Below are 19468 nucleotides of genomic sequence, written 5' to 3' on the forward strand. Positions count from 1 at the left end.
CATCACTGCCCGATCGAGAATTAATCGATGGCTGGTTTCTGTGAACTCAGGGGAATAGGTTGTGAGGCCGCGTTTGGGCGAAAGAAACCGGGAGCGACTCCCAGTTTCATACGGAAGGTGTCGCTCAGGCGAGTCGGGTTGCTGAAGCCGCACTTACGGGCGATTTCTTCCAGGCGTGTTTCCTGGGGAAGTGTTCTCAGCAGCGTTTTAGCCAGTTCAATTTGCAGTTGCAGCAGATAACTCTTGGGTGATTGCCCCATCGATTGATGGAAGAGACGCGAAAAATGACACACGCTGACTCCAGCGACCGCTGCCAGTTCGTCTCGTGAGATGTCTTGCCCCAAGTGTTCGTGCATGTAGTCAAGAACCCGCTGAACCGATGGGGTTGGAAGCTTGGCCCCTTGTTTGACTTGAGGAGTTTTTTGCCCGGCTAAAGTGAGCAGCCTTCCACATAGGCGGTTGAGAATGTGTTCGGATTCTTCCCAGCATTCAGTGCTCTGGCTTTTACGGCTCTCTCGTAAGAGCTGTTTCAGCAACAGCCCAAGACTGTCGTCTCGAAAGGCATGAGAAAGGAGCTTTTCCATCGATGGTGGCTCTCGATCCGAGATCGAGCAGAATCTGCTGTGTAAAGCTGATTTGCTGATCGATAAGCTGATGGAATTGAGCAATCCCCCCGAGGCTCCTTGCAATTGCTCCAGAGTCGAGAGATCCAGGAATACCAGATTGCCTGGCTCGTTGTGTCGGAGATACTTCCCTACCCCACCGTGCCCAACTTCCAGTGGCAAAGTTGCGCAACTGTTGACCAAAAGAGTGAGGCCAAACTCTTCTTCGGTGCCATTACAGAAAGCCTCAGAGGCAACGGCTTCGCGCACAGTCCATGATTGATCCCGTGACGAAACAATATCAACAGCACAAAGCCGATCTTTAAACCGGGCCGGAGTGTTGTGGTATTCTTTCAGATTTTCCGGAGCTTGCAGGGCCTGACAACGAGCCAGGATTTGATCCAGAGTATTCATCGATCAATCTCAATCAGTGAGATGGGGAGTTTGAGGCATTGGGGATTCTATCAGTTGTCTGGACAAACGTTGAAACATTTTTTCAAGCATTCCAACGGGCATTGATGCCTGTGCACCGTGGGGTGGCCCAAGTTGTTCGTCTTTGAGCGACTTGCGTGCCAGTGGCACACAAGAGTCGCCCTTCCTCACGAAAGCAGGAGCCTGTGCGTCCCGCGCAGTTCGAGTGAGCCAAGCATGATCAGGGCCGACGAACAACGTGGTGGTGCCGTTCTAATTGTCGTCGAGTGCCGTGTCCTTAATTCCCGCATCCGCTCTCAAAGCGAGTGCGGCTGTTTTTTTTGAGACAGCCGCACCCGCTTCTAACTCGAGGCCGTACTAACTTCAAGCTCTCCACAAAGGAGTCCTAACTCCAGGCCAAAGGCGATTGCCAGCTTTGCTTTAAGTCCTCAATCGCCGCGCTCACCAGTGGTTGGCCTTGTCCGCGGATTTCCACGCGGTTGGTGTTGGTGACCTTCCCCAACTTCTGATAAGGGATGCCGCTGAGTAATGTCTCGACTTGTGCCTGATGGCCTGGAGTGACTTCTATCACAAACCGGGTGGTGGACTCCGAGAAGAGCGTCACCAGGGGATCGACTTGCCCCAGATCAAGGTCGACACCCAGTTCGCCGGCAAAGGCCATTTCTGCAATCGCGATCGCCAGACCTCCCTCACTCAAGTCGTGGCAACTCTTCACCAAACCAGATGAAATGAGAGCGTGTGTATTGGTCAGCACTTGCGGAGCCAGTACAGCATTAACGCGAGGAACTCTCCCGGATTGGCTGCCATTGACCAGTGCATAGTGGCTGCCGCCGAACTCAGATTTCGTTTCGCCAATCAGGTACAGCAGATTGCCGGCAGCTTTCAAATCCATCGTCACGGCTTGCTGCACATCAGCAATCTGGCCCAAGGCACTGATCAGTAGCGACGAAGGAATGGCGACCGTCTGCTTCACTCCGTGATCGTCGATAAAGCTGAATTCGTTGTTGAGGCTGTCCTTACCGCTAATGAACGGCGTCTTATAGACAAGGGCTGCATCGTGACAGCCCAGCGCCGCCCGTACGAGTGAACCCAACGTCTCGGGGCGTTCGGTGTTGCCCCAGCAGAAGTTGTCGAGAATCGCGATCTTGGAAGGATCGGCTCCACAAGCGACACAGTTCCTCAGCGCTTCGTCGATAGCGGCGTAAGCCATCCAGTACGGATCGTGATCGCCGTAGTGGGGGTTCATGCCATTGGAAACGACCAGCCCGCGTTTTGAACCAAGGTTCGGCTGAATAACCGCCGCATCCGATGGCCCATCGCACATCACACCAACCAGAGGCTTCACCACGCTCCCGGCCTGCACTTCATGATCGTACTGCCGGATGATCCATTCCTTACTGCAAACATTCAGCGAAGAGAGGATCTTGTGCACATCACCGGTGTAATCAGTTTTAGCTGGGAAATTCGCTGTTTCGTCACTGTTCTTTGGCAAGTATGTCGCTTCGCGAATCACCGGGGGCCGGCCCCCATGCAGGAACTCCATCGAGAGTTCGCCGACAGAGGCTCCATCGTAAGTCAGCGTCAGTTTATGATCGTCAGTGAACTGCCCGATGGCTGTGGCTTCAACCCCTTCTGAGGCGCACAACGCATGGAACTCATCCCAGTTTTCTGGGGGAACAGCCAGAACCATGCGTTCCTGAGCTTCGGAAATCCAGATTTCTGTATAGGTGAGGCCAGCGTACTTCAGTGGCGCTGTTTCCAGCCAGACGATGGCGCCGGTCTCTTCGCCCATTTCACCAACCGCGCTGCTGAATCCGCCTGCCCCGCAATCCGTCACGGCTGAATAAAGCCCGCGATCGCGAGCCACCAACAGGACGTCCATCAGCATTTTTTCAGTGACGGCGTTCCCGATCTGGACAGCACCGCCGGAGATCGTTTCGCTTTCCTGTGTCAGCTCAGCCGAAGAGAATGTGGCGCCATGGATGCCATCGCGTCCCGTGCGTCCTCCCAGAGCGACAATCAATTCACCGGGGGAAACTTTTTTCTCGCACCGGTTGGCAGGAATCATGGCGACAGTGCCGCAATAAACCAGCGGGTTGCCCAGGTATCGTTCATCAAAGAAGACGGCTCCGTTCACCGTGGGAATCCCCATCCGGTTGCCATAATCCCGCACACCAGCAACGACCCCCAAAGCCACCTGTCGGGGATGTAGAACACCGGGTGGCAAGGTTTCGTGCGGTGTCTCTGGAGGGGCGAAACAGAAGACATTCGTGTTGCAGACCGGCTTGGCCCCAAGTCCTGTCCCCAGTGGGTCGCGGACGACGCCGCCGATCCCGGTATTCGCTCCACCATATGGCTCGATCGCCGAAGGATGATTATGCGTCTCGACCTTGATACAGACGTTCTCGCCCTCTTCAAAAGTGACAATCCCGGCATTGTCCTTGAAGACGCTCACGCACCAGTCGTCTTTGCCCCATTCTTTCCGCAACTGCTGTGTGGCGGCAAAAATCGTCTCTTTCAGCATATTGCCGAATTGCCGGGTTCCCTGCTCATCGGTGTAGCGGATGCGACCGCCTAAAGTCTTGTGCGAGCAATGCTCGCTCCACGTCTGAGCCACAGTTTCCAGTTCAATATCTGTCGGATCGCGCCCCAAATCCTGGAAGTGCTTCTGGATTGTCTGCATCTCGGTCAGACTGAGATACAACTGCCCCTCTTTGCTGAGTTTAGCCAGTTCAGTATCGTTCAAATCACGAATCGAGACATGCTTGAGATCGAACGCATAGGTTCGTCCGAAGCTGAGCGTCGTCAGCGTGAGCGGGCCATCCACGATCCGCTCGATAGCATCGTTGGCCAGTACCCGCTTGGCCAGGACGGCAAGATCAGCAGATGTGGCGGATGAATCGAAACCATACTTGCGGCAGGTCGCCACTTCATCGATCGCCAGACCAAACTGCACCAGCGCCCGCTTGGCACTCAGGGCGGTATTGTCAGTCACGCCAGGCTTATACAACACATTGAGCAGAGGGCCAGACGGTGCCGGTGCCGAACTGCTGCTGCCCGATAAAGCCCGGACATTGGCAACTTCCACCACACCGTCCACGAGGAGCAGCTTCATGGCTTTCTGGATATCGGCTTCGCTGAGATCACCTTCCAGAAGAAACGAGCGTCCTGAATGAACCTGATGAATGGACTTCAAGCCCAGTGTGCGGGCTTCACCCACGATCCGAAGTCCTTCGCGGTCAGTCTCTTCAGGCCGCGGCAGAATCTCAACTTCCCAGAGCATTTCAGGAACCTTTTATGCAAACGAGAGACTGCGGATATTGGCAGTCGGGAGGGAAAATGTTCGGTGCTGCAAGAATCGTGATAAAATTATTCTGATTCGAGCTTCTTGCGGGTCAGTTCCGCCTGGTGAAGCAGTTGGAAGAGTTGGTCTTGATGATGAGTTTCGAGTGCCGTGATGTAGTCGCCCAATTGAGATTGCAATGATTTCAAGCTGCGAATGACAGGATCCCGGTTGCTCTCCAGAATCGTCACCCAAAGATCAGCAGGCCCCATCGCCACACGGGAGGTGTCTCGAAACCCGGTGCCTGTCAAAGGTTGCCACATTTCCGGGAGAACACCAACCAGTGCTGAAGCGGCGACATGGGGAAGATGGCTGGTCGTAGCCAGCGCATCGTCATGGTCGGCAGCCGACATGGTGACGGTCTTCATCCCAAGTGCTTGCCAGAAGTCATCAACCTGCAATACCGCTGCCGGTATGGCATTTCCCGGACAGACCACACAGGTACGGTTCTCGAAAAGTGTGGCGGTCGAGAACTCAAAGCCAGCCCGATCACCACCAGCAATGGGGTGCGAGCCAACAAATGCGTGAGTCTGGTTGTCGCCCGTCAGATCACCAAGGCCATCTTCCAGTTCTTTTTTGGTGCTGCCAACATCAGTAATGATGCAGCTAGCCGGTAAGTGTGGAACAGCCTCCCGGATGATTTTTGCGATGGCATTCACAGGAGCCGCAACGATCAGCAGTTCGGTCGTGTCAGGTAATTGAGCAAAATCGGTGCAGATGCGATCAATCACACCGGCTTCCATGGCGGCTTGAAGTCGATCCACACGCCGGCCAACGCCGATGACCTGCCGGGCGACGTTCTTGTGTTTGGCTGCCAGCGCAACAGAACCACCCAGCAGTCCGACTCCATAGACGGCCAGCGTGTTGAGGAGAAACGGCTCAGATGATGAAGATCGCTGCGGGTCACTGCTCATACAGGCAGTGTAGCGGAGTTTCGGCGACTCCAAAAGCGATCGGGCCGGCACAAGTCACGACGGCAACAGGTCTGCCAGCGGCACCCCGCTGGACAGACGAATGGGGCGACCAATCGGAGTAAATATTTCCTTGCGAAAATCGATCCCAAGAACATTCAGAATCGTGGCCATGATTTGGGGGATCTCCACAGGATTTTCCACCGATTTGCTTCCTTCTGGATCTGTGGCACCGATCACTCGGCCTGCCGCCAACCCACCTCCTCCCAGCAGAATCGAGAACCCGGCCGGCCAGTGATCTCGCCCTTCCAACGGGTTGATTTTGGGCGTTCGTCCGAATTCACCGCAGACCAGAACAACTGTCGAATCCCAAAGTTCACGCTGTTTCAGGTCGTGCACCAGCGAAGCCAGAGCCGGGTCGAGTTGCTCGGCTCGGGCTTTGCAAAGCCCAAAGTTGTTCGCGTGTGTGTCAAATCCGTCCAAAGTGACGTCAATGGCACGAACTCCGGTTTCAATCAACCGTCGTGCGACCAGACAGCCGCGACCGAAAGGGTTGTCCCCATAAGCGGCCTGTTGAGCAGCAGGTTCGTCTTTGAGAGAAAATGCCTGAAGCTGCTCTGAGGTCATCATCTTGAGAGCGGCTTCGATGTTTTTTTGATGTAGCGAGGTTTCAATCTGGTAACGTCGGCCATCTAAAAAACCTTGCGAGAGATTTTCCATGGCTTCCAACCGGCGTGTTTGCCGCGAGGCCTCCACCGGAGCTTCCAGGTTGTGAAGATTTCTTCCCGGATTAAAGACCCGGAAAGCAGTTGTTTCTTCACCCAGATAGCCACCTTTCGTTGCGAACTGCCCATTGCCCAGACTGATATGTCCGGGAATTTCCAGGTTCTCGGGCGGCAATTGATGAAAGACGATGCTTCCCAATGAGGGGTGGATAATGGTTGGTTCCGGTCGAAAACCTGTGCGGACAGCATAAGTTCCCCGTTCGTGATCTCCCTCTTTTGAGACGACTGATCGGATCACGCAGAATTCTTTGAGGATGTTCGCTGTCTGGGGATACCACGCGCAAATCTGAGTTCCGGGGAGGGAAGTCCTCATGGCCTGTGTGGGGCCGCCGATTTTTGTCCCCGGATGAGGATCCCAGGTTTCTAATTGGCTGGGGCCACCGGAAAGCCAGATGGTGATCAAGGATTTGGGACGATCACCACCACGGGCATAGGCCAGTTTGGGAGCCAATTGTTCCAGAGAAAACGCAATCACTCCCCCTCCCATCAGGGCCAGGGCCAGGGCCTGCCGACGGGAAAGTTCATCATGAGAGGAGAGTGATGTGCAAGAGGCCATGGCTCGATCCATTCCGTACTGATGACTCTCTGGGTCATGACGTTCAGTGGTTCCAGGAAAATTCCGGGGAGTTAAACAACATCCAGTAGAGATCTTCCGCCAATTGAGATTTAGTCAGCGAGTGATCATTGAAGAACTGCTCTAAATGCTGCATTTCTTCTGGTGTCGGACGCCGGGTCAGGCAGGCAAGATAGACCCCGGTCATCAGTTCCTGTGGTGAATTGGATAATCCCGCCAGCCGTCCCGGAGCGCTCAAGGGGGTCGCTTCGCTGAGTTCTCTGGAAAATTCACCATTCATCCTCAGCAATGCTTGAGGGATTGTCCCAGTGAACAGGGCCAGTTCCTCTTCGCCCATGTCGCCGTATTCTTTGAGGAAATCCCGTTCGCGGAAGATGCGGAATAGTCGGACAAAGACATGGGAATCCTGATCAATCGTTTGCAGTGACCAGGCTTGCAGCATATTGCCGATCGTTTGCTCCGGGCGGAGCCTTGTCAGCGGGAACATGGCCCAGCTTTCACTGGCACGTTCAAGGTTTTCACCATTGTTGGCAGCGGGATGTTTTGATTCTCTGAGAAACGCTTCTGATTGAGTGATGACATGAATCAACCGATGCAGTGAGCGGCCATGATGACGGAAATCACGGGCCAGAATTTCCAGCAGATCATCATCGGGTTCACTGGGTTCATCCGGTTCACTGGCTCCATCAGGTTCACTGGGCGGATTGGGCAGATCATCCACTGGTTCCACCAGGGCTTTTCCAAACATCAGTCCCCAGATGCGGTTGACAATCGCACGGTCAAATCGGCGATTGTCGGTATGGGTGACCCAGACTGCCATTTTTTCTCGTTCCGTCCCCTGATCGGGAATCCATTCGCTTCCGAAGGGAACACGCAGAGCGACCATTCTTCGACCATTGGGAGCCTTGGCGTCATCCACGGAGTATTGGAAATTCCGTTGATCTTCGAGGCCAACCGCTGAGATTCGCACCGGGGCAAAGAAGGCCGCCAGCCCTTCAAAATCGTGCTGTTTCCACTCCGCAAAGAAATGATCATGGCATTGGGCGCAATCCATTCGCTGGCCAAGAAACGCCCGTGCCATACGACCTGCCAGCTTGTTTTCGTCGACATCCTCTCCGACAACCGCAGCGGTGATGAAGTTTCCCGCAGGTCGACCCGTCCACAAACCTTTTTCAGCGATCATCTGGCGGACAATCTGGTCATAAGGACGATCGGCCAGCAATTCATTCGCCAGCCATTGGGTTAAACGGTCTCGGCGAAAGATAATAAACTGTCCATCATCGGTGCCGACAAAAACCTTTCCCAGGCGCTGAGCCAGATAAGTCCCTGTTCGTGGATCGCCAAGCAAGCGGGATGTCCAGTGGAATTGCCGTTCCTCTGACGGCAAGCTTTCATAAGCCCGAATTTCCTCAAGGGAAGGAGCGGTGCCGATTAAAGCCAGATGAAGCCGTCGCAAAACCAGCAAGTCGTCCGCTCGTTCTGCCACGACGACCGGCCGAGTTGATTGGGAAGAGGCTGAATTGATCAGCTCCATCGTGCCAGTTTTTGGAACAGACGAATCTTGTCGCAAAAGACGAGCATTCACCGCAGCCACACTGGTAGGGATGGTGTGGAGTTGAGAGTGAGTGGCTTGTCGGGTCAATACTCCCGAGTCGAGATCTGTTCGAGCCGCAAAGGCAAACAGTCCGATCACCAATGCCAATACCGCCAGAATGGGCAAGACCACTCGCCCAGTGGTGCGCCAACCCGTGCGTGGCGAAGCATCTGACTGTTTACGAATGTCATTCACAGGCGCGTTCACTCTGTAAGCTTCTGAATCAAACATCAGTAGACTCTGGCCAACAGCAGGGCTTTGGTCGTGCCGGAAATCGACTTGTGACTGCCCGGGTTTCTTTCAATCAAATTTACCCTGGATTGTGACTTTAAGTTTCATTCTTTGAAACTTGGGCTTTCTTCGGAAGGTCATTCTCTGGAAAGTCGGTTTTTGGAAAGCGAAGTGAAGACCGTTCGCGATGGTCGCATCCAAACGCTGTGAAAGCGGTTCATGTCCTCGGGAAGTTCCCTATGGTGGCTGCATCTTCAATGATTTCTGGTACAGCCAGCCATTACGCAGAGTGTCCTGAGGCTCCACCAAAGTCAGTCGCCCATGTGGCTGCGAGAGAGTCCGTTCTGACAATCGATGATTTTTCTCCCCACGAATTTCAGTTTGATTTCCATGAATGGCAGCCTTGTCCCCTCCTCTGGCGGCACCCGATTCGTTGCCTGGCCTGGATCGTTCGTTTGGGATTTGGTCTGGCCAGTCTTGTCCTTTTACTGGCGGTGTTAGCAGCAATCCCCATCGTGAACATTTTTGCTTTAGGCTACTTGCTGGAAGCTCAGGGGCGGGTGGCAAGAACAGGAAAATTGCGATATGCCCTTCCGCTGATGGCCTTGGCACCGCGCTGGGGGATGCTGGTGCTTTGCCTCGGGATGGGATTGTTTCCCGTGATCATCGTGGCCGACATTGCTGCCGATGCCCGATTGATCGCCCCAGGAGGAGCAAAGGATCGCTTCTGGAATACTGCTCTGATCGTGCTGACAGTGATCATGACGGGACATACGCTGGCGACATTGGCGCGGGGCGGGCATGTTTTGTCGTTCTTTCGCCCGATCAAAAACCTCACCAGCTTTTTCTCGCAATGCTTTACGACTCAATATTGGCGGAATGCAGGAGCCGCCATTCGTGAATTCATCATGGCGTTGCAACTGGGAAAAAGTTGGAAGCTGGGATTTACCGCACTTCTGGGAACCGTGCTCTGGTTACTGATCCCGACGCTGATGTTTGCTGCTCTTAATGATCGGCAGAAACCGGGGCAGGTCTTATTGACATTGATCGGCGGGGTTCTGCTGGTGGTCGTTTTGTCCTGGTTGCCGCTGTTGCAGTCCCGGCTGGCCACAGAAAGACGCTGGCGAGCGATCTTTGAACTCCCAGCCATCAGGCAACTCTATGCCCGCTCTCCCATGTGCTGGACGCTGGCGCTCGTCGCGGGTTATGCGCTCTCGCTCCCGCTTTATCTATTCAAAACCTTCGCTCCTCCCAACGATCTGTTGTGGATGTTTTCATTGATCTTCATTGTCACGATTTACCCCGCCAGAATTCTCATCGCACGTGTTCACGCAAGGGCATTGTCATTAGAACGCCCCGCAAATTTTTTATGGCGATGGCTGTGGTCAGTGCTCCTTCTGGCAGCACTTTCTGTCTACGTCTTTCTGATATTTTTTGCACCAGCCATTGGTATTAATGGGCGGCAGGTTCTGTTTGAACATCCGCTATTAATGTTGCCTGTCCCCTTATAAGACGAGAAGAGACATTGCAAAACATTTGGCCGGGCCGTTTCAGGTGCAACTCTTCAACAGGGTGATTACGTATTGCCAACACTCAGTCAAAGGAAGGCGTTTCTGTTGATTCGGGAGCCATCGTGGGAGGAAGTTGTTGGTGAGGAGTCCCTGATCCTCGCTCCACTTCCAAGATCGCTAATGTCAACAGCATGCTGAGCAAAGAGAACAGCAGCGTGACACTCATCACACAGAATAATCCGACCACACCCCAGAGCAGTGGCTCCGCTTTCAACAGCCAGAACGCGATGCCAACCAGCAAGGTGGCCGCCCAAAGCAGCAGTAGCACGAGAGTCGCCGCAATTAACAGGGGGAGCCACCAACGCAGCCAGCGGGCAATTTCTTTAACTGATGGTTGAGCAATTGCCCCAGCACGTTGTTCCGGCGTCTGCATACCAAAGCCCTTATGGGGTCAATTTGCCAGCACAAACGTGCCTGACCAATCCATTTCGACGAACGAAAACTGGCCACAGATTGATCTCGACCTGATCAACCGCTGCGTGATAGCGTCCGGCACTTTCAAGGTCAACGGGAGTTGTAATGTCTGCGTATCTCCAAGTGATATTTCTGGCCATCTTGCAGGGGATTGCCGAGTTTCTTCCGATCAGTTCATCAGGCCATCTGGTATTGGCCAAGTTTGCTATCCAGAAATTGGGTATCACCCCCGCATTTTCGCTGGAAGATATCACGCTGGATGTCGCCCTCCATGTGGGAACACTGGGGTCAATCGTCGTGGTTTATCGCCGGGATCTTTGGAATCTTCTCTTTCAACCCCGATTGCTGGCACTGCTCTTTGTGGGATCGATCCCTGCCGGCTTGGCTGGTGTTTTCCTGGGTGACCTGAGAACCAGTTATTTCTCCAGTCGCATGATGGTCGGGTTCTGCCTGCTGATCACCGCCTGCCTGCTGATCGTCGCTCAAAAAGTCGAGCGCAATCGCTTTGACCTGAAGACACTCCCCTTCCCAGTGGCCTTAATCATTGGGCTATTCCAAGGAATGGCAGCACTCCTTCCGGGAATTTCCCGTGCTGGAAGCACAATCTGCGGCGCACTGATCGCTGGTGTCGAACGGCAATCGGCTGCCAAATTCTCGTTTTTCCTGGCGATTATTGCCATTGGTGGAGCGGGCATGATCAAGTTGAAAGAAGCGCTACTGGACTCGGCCGCTCCTGTTCGCTGGGATCTTTTAGGGCTGGGAATTATTGTCAGTTTTATTGTCGGAGTGCTCTCATTAGAGATGCTGCTCAAGATGCTAAACACCAACCGCTTGCAGTATTTCGCGATCTATTGCGCCGCAATGGGAACATTCGCGATCATCTGGCAGATCGTTTCTCCGTAGTGCATCTTCAAATGCTTAAAAGCGGGGTTGAAAAGGTAGTCAAGTCCGATAACGGAGGACGTGACTGCTCATGAAACCTCAAGATAAAACCGAGTTGATTTCGACGGACGAAGAACCCGAAACGCCGCAACGTTGGGCACGGCGTCCCAAGAGCAGCCAGTCCCTGGCGTGCAGCCGCGCCTGACGAACACGCCGGCGGCCGTCGACCTGAACCTTAGCCGCATCGCCAAGGCTTGTAAGCGAATTAAGAACTGAGGGCACTAATTCGGGAACCACTCACCAGAGAAGACTTCAGTGGCGGGGCCGGTCATGAAAACGTCTTTTCCTTCCAGCCATTCAATTTCCAGATCACCTCCGGGAAGATGGATCAGTGCCTGATTGTCGGTACGACCCGATAACACACCAGCAACAAGTGTGGCGCAAGCCCCTGTACCGCAAGCCTGGGTCTCGCCGCTCCCGCGCTCCCAGACACGCAGTTGAATTTCAGTTCGCGAGATCACTTGCGCGAATTCCGCGTTGACCCGACGAGGAAAAGCGGTGTGTCGCTCGACCAGCGGCCCCAGTCCCAACACCCAGTCATCAGTCAAATCATCCACAAAAGTGATGCAGTGCGGGTTGCCCATCGAAACACAGGTCACCTGTAAGGTTTTGTCACCCACCACCAGAGCTTCATTCACCGGAGGGTCACCCGGAAGAGTGGTCGGTATCTCGCTGCTCTTAAGAATCGGCGTCCCCATGTTCACGCGAATTCGTTCGGCTTTTCCAGAAGCACCAGCAAACATCTGAAGAGTCAAAACACCTCGGCCAGTCTCAATCTTCAATTCTGGCTTTGTAGCAATGCCATGATCGTAAACATACTTGGCAACACAGCGAACGCCATTGCCGCACATTTCCGATTCACTACCATCGGCATTGAACATCTGCATGCGAGCGTCACCACGCTCCGAAGGCCCGATCAGAATCAGACCATCTCCCCCGATTCCCTGATGACGATCTGAGACAAGCTGGGCTAATTCGCTGGCAGGGAGCGGAATCTGTTCCGAAAAAAGATCCACATAGACGTAATCGTTACCAATGCCGTGCATCTTGGTGAATCGCATAGGAGGCTTCTATCACTGAAAAAAGATGTGATGCCAGTTGAGGTCAGAACTGCAGTCGGCTGGCTCTCAAGAGATCCGACCTGCTCTTGCCCTACCTCCCTGTTGTAACCGATCATGTTCCCAGTCGAAAATGAATCCCGTCTCAAGAAATCGTCGAGGAAACCCTCAGAAGGAGATTGAACCGGCATGCCCGAAATAAAAAAACTGAAGATGTGCCGGTTACTCCAGGATGGGAATGACACCACTTGGCCAGTTTCGTTCACAGCAGGGATGGTTCTTTGCGACGAAGCCTGGCACGCTGCCTCAAGAAAAATGCTTGGATCACTCTGTGCTGTTCTGGCAGGGCTGTTTTCCTTGCTCTCAGGGGAATTGGCCGTCGCTCAGCCGCGAGATCCCTACCTGGCCGCACGCCAGCAAATGGTGCAGGAATATATCGAGCGGGAAGGGGTGAAAAATCCCCGCGTGCTCGCATCCATGCGGCAGGTGCCTCGTCATGAATTTGTCCTGCCCACGACGCGAAATCAGGCATATTTGGATCAGGCGATCCCTATTGGTTACAAACAGACGATCTCGCCACCTTACATCGTGGCTTACGAAACGGAGTCGATTGATCCCCAGCCTGAAGATAAGGTTTTAGAGATCGGCACCGGCAGCGGTTATCAGGCAGCCGTTCTCTCTAATCTTGTGAAAGAAGTTTACTCGATCGAGATCGTGGAACCACTAGGAAAGAGTGCGGCAGAGCGGCTCAAAAGACTGGGCTACAGTAATGTCAATGTTAAGGTCGGTGATGGCTATCAAGGGTGGGCCGAGCATGCGCCGTTTGATAAAATTCTGGTGACCTGCTCGCCGGAAGATGTCCCCGAACCGCTGGTTCAACAATTGCGGGAAGGTGGAAAAATGATCATTCCCCTTGGCGAGCGATACCAGCAAGTCTTCCATTTGATGGAAAAAAAAGATGGGAAGATGATCAGCCAGAAGCTCATTCCGGTTCTCTTTGTCCCCATGACCGGTGCTGCGGAAGACGAGCGTAAGATTAAGCCTGATCCACTGAATCCCACATTGATCAACGGTGATTTTGAGAGCGATGAAAACGGGGATGATCAGGCCGATCACTGGTATTACCAGCGGCAGGTTAAGCGGGAAACAATGGATGTCAGAAACGGAAAAGTGAGCCTTTCTCTCCGCAATGACGAACCCGGACGCATGGCCCAGTTGATTCAAGGCTTCCCAATTGACGGCTCGAAGCTGGGAACGATAGAAGTCAAACTGGCGGCTAAAACCAAAAGTTTACGCCCCGGCCGTGAAGGATCTGAACGACCGCAGGTCACAATCCTCTTTTTTGATGAACTGCGAAGAACTGTCGCGGAAGTGACACTGGGGCCGTTTACTGGGACTCAGGACTGGCAAGAGCACAGCAAGTCTTTTGCGGTACCAACGCGCGCCAAAGATGCAATTATGTACATCGGCCTGCACGGCGCAACGGGAGAATTGCTGGTTGATGATGTGGAAATCAGAGCGATCCCTCGTCGTTAACATCAAGGTTTGCAACCCGCTCTTGAAATACCGCCAACCGAGAGTCGCACGCCCTTCATTTCTGTTATAGTCAATGACTGGCGATCATCTTGAGGAGAAGCTATGGATCAGTCAGGCAGGCAATTGAAGGGACTTCATCGGATTCATCTCGCACTCAGAGATGTGCAGGGGCTGATTGATCGCGGGCCAAAGCAGTCTTTGGCCAAGAAACAACTGATTCAGAAACGGCAAATCGAACTGGATGCAGCCAAAGATCGGCTGAAGCAGACTCGTTTACTGGCTGACCAGAAAAACCTGCAACTCAAAACGCATGAAGCCCGGATTGCTGATTACCGAGCCAAACAGAATACGGCAGCTTCCAATCGCGAATACGACATTATCAAAAGCCAGATCGCTGCGGACGAAATGTCCAAAAGCGTTTTGGAGGATGAAATCTACGAAACGCTGGAACAGATTGATAAATGCCAGTCTGATATCCTCGATCGAGAAAAAGATGTGGCTTCCGCTCAGGCCGAATTAGCTCGTCATGAAGAACTCTTTGCAGGGGAGTTGCCCGGGCTGGAAGAAAAGAAGGCCAAGCTCGTTGTGGAACTTGCAGGAGCAGAAAGTTCCCTGCCAACTGACATTATTCCAGCCTATCGTCGACAGATTCAGGCGCATGGTGCAGATGCTCTGGCCCCCATCGAAAATCGCTCATGTAGTTCCTGTTACCTCCAGTTGACCCAACAGTTGTTCATGGAAGTGCGATCCGGCAAGCCTCTCTTTTGTCGTTCTTGTGCGCGCCTGCTTTACATTGACCCCAGCGATGAAACGGCTTGAGTTCTTAACGTCTCTTGAGCGACCCACAACAAGCTGCGATCGACACCACAAACGGCAGTCTTCGCATCATTCTTGATCGATGCGAAGACTGTAACTGGAAGCTCCCCTGGGTTTTCTAAGCAGCCTAATGTGACACCCTCTTCGATATTCAGCCGACTCTTGAAGGCAATTTGTTAAGAAAGATAGGCCAATCAGAAAAAAAAGTGTAAGAATCTGAAGAATCTGATTATCACAGCCCGATATGAACCGATGAGCAGGTGCTGGATGCACTTTGCAGAAAGCGTAGCGTTCTGACAATCCAGGGAAGGATTACCATGTCCGCAACGTCGTCGGGCTATCGTGCCGATATCGATGGCTTACGTGCTTTGGCCGTAACACTTGTGATCCTCTTCCACGCGGGGCTGGGGTTCTCCGGCGGCTTCGTCGGGGTAGATGTCTTCTTTGTGATCTCAGGGTATCTGATCACGGGAATCATTCTGCGAGAGCAATCTAACGGATCCTTTTCCCTCCCCAACTTCTGGTTTCGCCGGGTAAAGAGAATTCTCCCCGCGTCGACAGTGATGGTGCTCGTCACTCTTGCGGCGGGAGCGATGGTGCTCTTTCCCTATGATTTTCATGATCTCGCCAAATCGGCGATAAACCAGCAATTGATGTTTTCAAACGTCCACTTCTGGAAACACACGGGCTACTTTGACGGCTCCAGCGACTTGATGCCCCTGCTGCACACGTGGTCGCTTTCAGTAGAAGAACAGTTCTATCTCATCTATCCCTTACTGCTGATGGGGCTTGCCCGCTTTTTTCCGCGTAAGATCGGCTGGATTATCGGTGGCATCGCCTGCCTCTCATTGGCCCTGAGCGTCTGGGCGGTGAACCACTTTCCTAGCGCTGCGTTCTTTTTGCTGCCGTATCGCGCGTGGGAAATGATGCTGGGAGGAGTCATTTGCTGCCTGCCAAGGACAGCACGCCTCAGCACGTGGCAACTCAATCTGCTGTCGCTAGGGGGCCTCGCGGCCATCGTGCTCCCTGGGATTTACTTCACTTCACAGACACCATTTCCAGGGTGGTGTGCACTTCTGCCCTGTGCCGGAACCGCAATAGTGATTCAAACTCAGACGTGGGGAAAAACCATCGTGGGGAGAATCCTGTCGATCCGGCCCATGGTCGTCGTGGGCTTATTGTCGTATTCGCTCTATCTGTGGCATTGGCCGATTCTTGTGTATGCCAAGTACAATCTGGGAGAAAATCTGGAATTGAACGTCCGCTTGATTGCCGTGGTAACCACCATCGGAGTTGCCGCTCTCTCCTGGCGATTTGTGGAAATCCCTTTCCGTCAGGGAATATTCATGAAAACACGCTGGACAGCCTTTGGGTCGGCCATCGTGACGACCAGCCTTCTGGTGGGCGTCAGCGCTTATATCATGGGACAAAAAGGACTGCCCAGCCGATTCGAGCCTGAACTGCATCAGTTCCTTGCCACGATGGATGGCAAGCCGAAACCTGTCGACCTCGATATCGCAGATATCACGGCAAAAAAATTGCCCTGCTTTGGTGATCCCCAGGGGCGATTCAAATGCCTGCTCTGGGGAGACAGTCACGCCCTGCATTTGTCCGCCGGCATGGACGACATCTGCATGCAGCAGGGAATTCAAGTCTATCAGGCCATTCGACCGGGAACACTGCCCGTCCTGGGGTTCACCTTCAACCCGAACAGCCCCGGTTCCGAAGCAAAGCTCATCGGCTACAATCGGGCGGTTCTCGACCTGGCAATCGCTGAAAAATTCGATCTTGTGTTGTTATCGGCATTCTGGTCGCGAAGAGACGATGATCCGAAACTCTATTCCGCGCTGCGACAAACCATCTCTGAATTAACGGCAGCCAATATCCGCGTCGTCGTCCTGCGAGACATCCCTTTTCAGGAAGTCGATGTCCGATCGACCGTCGCCACCGCACTCCGAAAAGGAATAGAACTCGACGATCTGGGCATCACATTCGATGAACATCAACGAAAACAGCAACGTGTCAATGAGATCATTGATCGGGCGGCTTCGGGTTTGGCGGCTGTCGTCGATCCGGCCCCCTGCTTTGTCGATGAAGACGGCCAATGCCGGATTGTTCATGACAAGGTATGCCTCTATCGCGACAACAACCACCTCAGCCTCAGTGGAGGGGATTTTCTTGAACCATTCTTCCGTGACCTCCTGACGCCCATGGTGGTGCAGCAAGTCAAGTACACGGAAATTCGATAACCACGGTTCAAGTCGTTCACAATTTCCAATTTGCCTCAATGACTGCCCGGCGACATATCATTATCCCCACAATGGGATTTAAACCCTCGCCTTCAGGCGAAACCTTCAGGTTGTCATCTGAATTGTTCTTGATGTGAGATTGAATTCAAACTCTTTGTCTTCAATGGATCTTGAAATATGACAGTGAGCGGAAGGACTTCAGTCCGTAGCTCACGGTTTCAAACCTACCGGCTTTCAGCCGGTAGTTACGCTTTAGTTCGCGTATTCATTCCCCCATGATTAATGCGATTAAACTTGTTCCGCTCCCGCTTTGCCGGCTTCAACAACAAATGTCGCTCGCGTCACCAGCGGAGCATTGGGTTTGTCGACATACTCGACGACTTGATATTTAGACGTCCAGTTCTTTGGTGTAACGGTACAACTGACATAGCCACGTTGAGCGTTATAAAACTTCACGAAAGGATTCTCTTCACGCACAGTCCTGGCGTATTTGGAATTCTCAGACCCATTGCCTCCAGAGCTAATCGAAGTGGCGACAAACTCAGTCGCGACCGGTGCGCCGTTATCATTCGCTCCGCTTGCAAGATTATTGACCCAATTGCTATGAATATCTCCAGTCAGCACTACCGGGTTAGAGATTTTCTCTCGCTCCAGAAAACCAATCACGCGCTGTCTCTCAGCTTCATAACCCGGCCACTGATCCATACTATAAGCGACTTCCTCGCCCGCTTTACGATCAACATGCCCCATCATCACTTGCTGAGCCAGCACATTCCATTGACTCCGTGAAGATTTAAGACGGCCAGCCAACCACTTCTCCTGCGTGGGCCCCAGAATGGTCTGTGAAGGTAAAAGTGACTCCGGACAAGGTGGTTTATTGCCATCTCCACAGGGTTGATCCGAACGATACTGCCGCGTATCGAGCACAGAGAAATCGGCAAGACGGCCGAATGTTGAGGGACGATAAATCATCATCTGCGGGCCTTCAGGCAGGCACGCCATCGGCAACGGCATATGCTCATAATACGCGCGATAGCTATTCGCACGGCGTTCCATAAACTGAGCCGGATCGACGTTCTTTTCTTCAGAAATATCGTCAGCGCAGTTATTATCAAATTCGTGATCATCCCAAGTCACAATCCAGGGACACAAGGCATGGGCTGCCTGAAGTGATAAGTCAGACTTATACTGAGCATGTCGCTGCCGGTAATCCGCTAGCGATTGAATTTCGTCGCCCAGATGCTTGCGCACCAACTTATCTTTCCCTTTATATTCATAAATATAGTCCCCAAGGAAGAAGACCAGATCCAGATCTTCCTTCGCAAGATGGTCATAGGCATTAAATAGCCCTTGCTCAAAGTGCTGGCATGAAGCAAAGGCAAAGTTCAGTTTGTCGGGCGTCGCATTCACCAGCGGGGTTGTGCGGAACCGCCCGGTGCGACTGGCCTCACCTGAGGTGATAAATCGATAATAGTACCAACGATCAGGAGCCAGCCCTTTGACTTCGACATGAATCGCGTGTGCCAGATCAGGCGTCGCGATGGCCGTTCCTTTTTGAACGACCTGTGTAAACTTCTCGTCGTGGGCCACTTCCCAGGTGACAGGCATGGCCACAGGTTCCATTTCCTGGCCGGTTGAAGGATCTGCAGCTATGCGCGTCCAAAGAACGGCTCCTGAAGGCGTCGGATCACCAGACGCCACTCCTAAAGCGAAGGGATTTGATCCCACACGATAGCGGCGGTTCAAAACTGACCCTTCACTCCATTTTGCCAATGAGGGCCAAAGGAGAGTCCCCGCCCCAGCGACAAGAATCTCTCGTCTCGTCCATTTCAACGGCAGACTTCCAGAGCAGAGATCATGGTTGCCAGAGCTATTGCCAAATCGATTTACCACTGCAAGTCCTCAGAAATCGCTGTGAGTTTCTGCCCATTTGTGTGAGTCAAAGATGAACTTTAAGCTAAGTGTTTCTACCTGATTCAAGAGGCATGAAACACCGCCAAAGTGAAAAAAACATGAAGAACAGACAGATGCCTCATGTTTTTTAGCCTGAACGCCAAGCTCAGTCAGGATCGAAGGCACCATGACAATTCAGAATTCAGGTTCAACGTTTCTTGACGTTCAGCAGGACACGAAACGCTGGCATTCTCTCGTGGGGACGATTTTCAGGAACACGGAACTCATCAGGAACTAACCGGGAGTCTGCCGCCCTTGAAAAGGGAGAATCATCGTCGTCTTCTATAATCGTTTGGGCGTAACATCAGTGCCTTGCGTGGACGGCTCCCAATGAGGAAAGTGGCCCGGGGTGTTCATGGTGGTGGTATCATTGACCGTATTGTGCCGTTCCTCCTGAAAGCTTTGATTTTGACATGTCTTCTTTGACTGATTTTTTTACGATCCAAGAGCCAGGCCG

13 protein-coding genes are annotated in these 19468 nt (G+C 53.0%); 5 read left to right on the forward strand and 8 right to left on the reverse strand.

Annotation, left to right across the window (positions count from 1 at the left end; translation table 11 throughout):
- Nucleotides 1-20: 20 nt before the first annotated feature.
- The 5 genes from SH287x_RS09275 to SH287x_RS09295 form a co-directional block, all read right to left on the reverse strand.
- The gene (locus tag SH287x_RS09275; protein ID WP_479518423.1) at nt 21-1016 is read right to left on the reverse strand and encodes a helix-turn-helix domain-containing protein; all 996 of its coding nucleotides are present in this window, start codon (nt 1014-1016) and stop codon (nt 21-23) included.
- Nucleotides 1017-1419: 403 nt separating this feature from the next.
- Nucleotides 1420-4317 carry a phosphoribosylformylglycinamidine synthase subunit PurL gene (gene purL / locus SH287x_RS09280; protein ID WP_479518424.1) on the reverse strand — a complete coding sequence of 966 codons (2898 nt, stop codon included), beginning with the start codon at nt 4315-4317 and terminating at the stop codon, nt 1420-1422.
- An 86-nt stretch (nt 4318-4403) separates the two neighbouring features.
- Nucleotides 4404-5291, reverse strand: coding sequence for a prephenate dehydrogenase (locus SH287x_RS09285; protein ID WP_479518425.1), 888 nt, complete (start codon nt 5289-5291; stop codon nt 4404-4406).
- Nucleotides 5292-5345: 54 nt separating this feature from the next.
- Nucleotides 5346-6629 (reverse strand): DUF1501 domain-containing protein, encoded by a 1284-nt coding sequence (locus SH287x_RS09290; protein ID WP_479518426.1) that lies wholly within the window; start codon nt 6627-6629, stop codon nt 5346-5348.
- 43 nt (nt 6630-6672) lie between these two features.
- Nucleotides 6673-8448, reverse strand: a complete 1776-nt coding sequence (locus SH287x_RS09295; protein WP_479518427.1) for a DUF1549 domain-containing protein — start codon at nt 8446-8448, stop codon at nt 6673-6675.
- Nucleotides 8449-8711: 263 nt separating this feature from the next.
- On the opposite strand from SH287x_RS09295, the gene SH287x_RS09300 reads away from it, so the two are divergent.
- Nucleotides 8712-9983: a hypothetical protein gene (locus tag SH287x_RS09300; protein WP_479518428.1), complete on the forward strand. Its 1272-nt coding sequence runs from the start codon at nt 8712-8714 to the stop codon at nt 9981-9983.
- An 82-nt stretch (nt 9984-10065) separates the two neighbouring features.
- Here SH287x_RS09300 and SH287x_RS09305 read toward each other — a convergent pair whose 3' ends face one another.
- A complete protein-coding gene (locus SH287x_RS09305) occupies nt 10066-10416 on the reverse strand; it encodes a hypothetical protein (protein ID WP_479518429.1) in 351 nt (116 codons plus the stop codon).
- Between the two features lie 146 nt (nt 10417-10562).
- Between SH287x_RS09305 and SH287x_RS09310 the strand changes: the two genes are divergently transcribed.
- Nucleotides 10563-11360, forward strand: a complete 798-nt coding sequence (locus SH287x_RS09310) for an undecaprenyl-diphosphate phosphatase (protein ID WP_479518430.1) — start codon at nt 10563-10565, stop codon at nt 11358-11360.
- Between the two features lie 260 nt (nt 11361-11620).
- Here SH287x_RS09310 and dapF read toward each other — a convergent pair whose 3' ends face one another.
- Nucleotides 11621-12460: a diaminopimelate epimerase gene (dapF, locus tag SH287x_RS09315; protein WP_479518431.1), complete on the reverse strand. Its 840-nt coding sequence runs from the start codon at nt 12458-12460 to the stop codon at nt 11621-11623.
- Nucleotides 12461-12646: 186 nt separating this feature from the next.
- Between dapF and SH287x_RS09320 the strand changes: the two genes are divergently transcribed.
- The 3 genes from SH287x_RS09320 to SH287x_RS09330 all read left to right on the forward strand — a co-directional run bounded on the left by SH287x_RS09320 (nt 12647) and on the right by SH287x_RS09330 (nt 17058).
- Nucleotides 12647-13993 carry a protein-L-isoaspartate(D-aspartate) O-methyltransferase gene (locus SH287x_RS09320; RefSeq protein WP_479518432.1) on the forward strand — a complete coding sequence of 449 codons (1347 nt, stop codon included), beginning with the start codon at nt 12647-12649 and terminating at the stop codon, nt 13991-13993.
- 102 nt (nt 13994-14095) lie between these two features.
- Entirely contained in the window at nt 14096-14812 is a 717-nt protein-coding gene (locus SH287x_RS09325; RefSeq protein WP_479518433.1) for a zinc ribbon domain-containing protein, read from the forward strand.
- Between the two features lie 314 nt (nt 14813-15126).
- Nucleotides 15127-17058, forward strand: coding sequence for an acyltransferase family protein (locus SH287x_RS09330; protein ID WP_479518434.1), 1932 nt, complete (start codon nt 15127-15129; stop codon nt 17056-17058).
- 288 nt (nt 17059-17346) lie between these two features.
- Here SH287x_RS09330 and SH287x_RS09335 read toward each other — a convergent pair whose 3' ends face one another.
- Nucleotides 17347-18891, reverse strand: a complete 1545-nt coding sequence (locus tag SH287x_RS09335; protein ID WP_479518435.1) for an alkaline phosphatase D family protein — start codon at nt 18889-18891, stop codon at nt 17347-17349.
- Nucleotides 18892-19468: the final 577 nt, after the last annotated feature.

The organism is Planctopirus sp. SH287, assembly GCF_056500625.1.

Bases quoted from the DNA above. Each gene is read 5' to 3' on its own strand.
- SH287x_RS09330 (WP_479518434.1), top strand. From the start codon at position 15,127: ATGTCCGCAACGTCGTCGGGCTATCGTGCCGATATCGATGGCTTACGT.
- SH287x_RS09325 (WP_479518433.1), top strand. From the start codon at position 14,096: ATGGATCAGTCAGGCAGGCAATTGAAGGGACTTCATCGGATTCATCTC.
- dapF (WP_479518431.1), bottom strand. From the start codon at position 12,460: ATGCGATTCACCAAGATGCACGGCATTGGTAACGATTACGTCTATGTG.
- SH287x_RS09320 (WP_479518432.1), top strand. From the start codon at position 12,647: ATGCCCGAAATAAAAAAACTGAAGATGTGCCGGTTACTCCAGGATGGG.
- SH287x_RS09310 (WP_479518430.1), top strand. From the start codon at position 10,563: ATGTCTGCGTATCTCCAAGTGATATTTCTGGCCATCTTGCAGGGGATT.
- SH287x_RS09285 (WP_479518425.1), bottom strand. From the start codon at position 5,291: ATGAGCAGTGACCCGCAGCGATCTTCATCATCTGAGCCGTTTCTCCTC.
- SH287x_RS09290 (WP_479518426.1), bottom strand. From the start codon at position 6,629: ATGGCCTCTTGCACATCACTCTCCTCTCATGATGAACTTTCCCGTCGG.
- SH287x_RS09275 (WP_479518423.1), bottom strand. From the start codon at position 1,016: ATGAATACTCTGGATCAAATCCTGGCTCGTTGTCAGGCCCTGCAAGCT.
- SH287x_RS09300 (WP_479518428.1), top strand. From the start codon at position 8,712: ATGGTGGCTGCATCTTCAATGATTTCTGGTACAGCCAGCCATTACGCA.
- SH287x_RS09305 (WP_479518429.1), bottom strand. From the start codon at position 10,416: ATGCAGACGCCGGAACAACGTGCTGGGGCAATTGCTCAACCATCAGTT.
- purL (WP_479518424.1), bottom strand. From the start codon at position 4,317: ATGCTCTGGGAAGTTGAGATTCTGCCGCGGCCTGAAGAGACTGACCGC.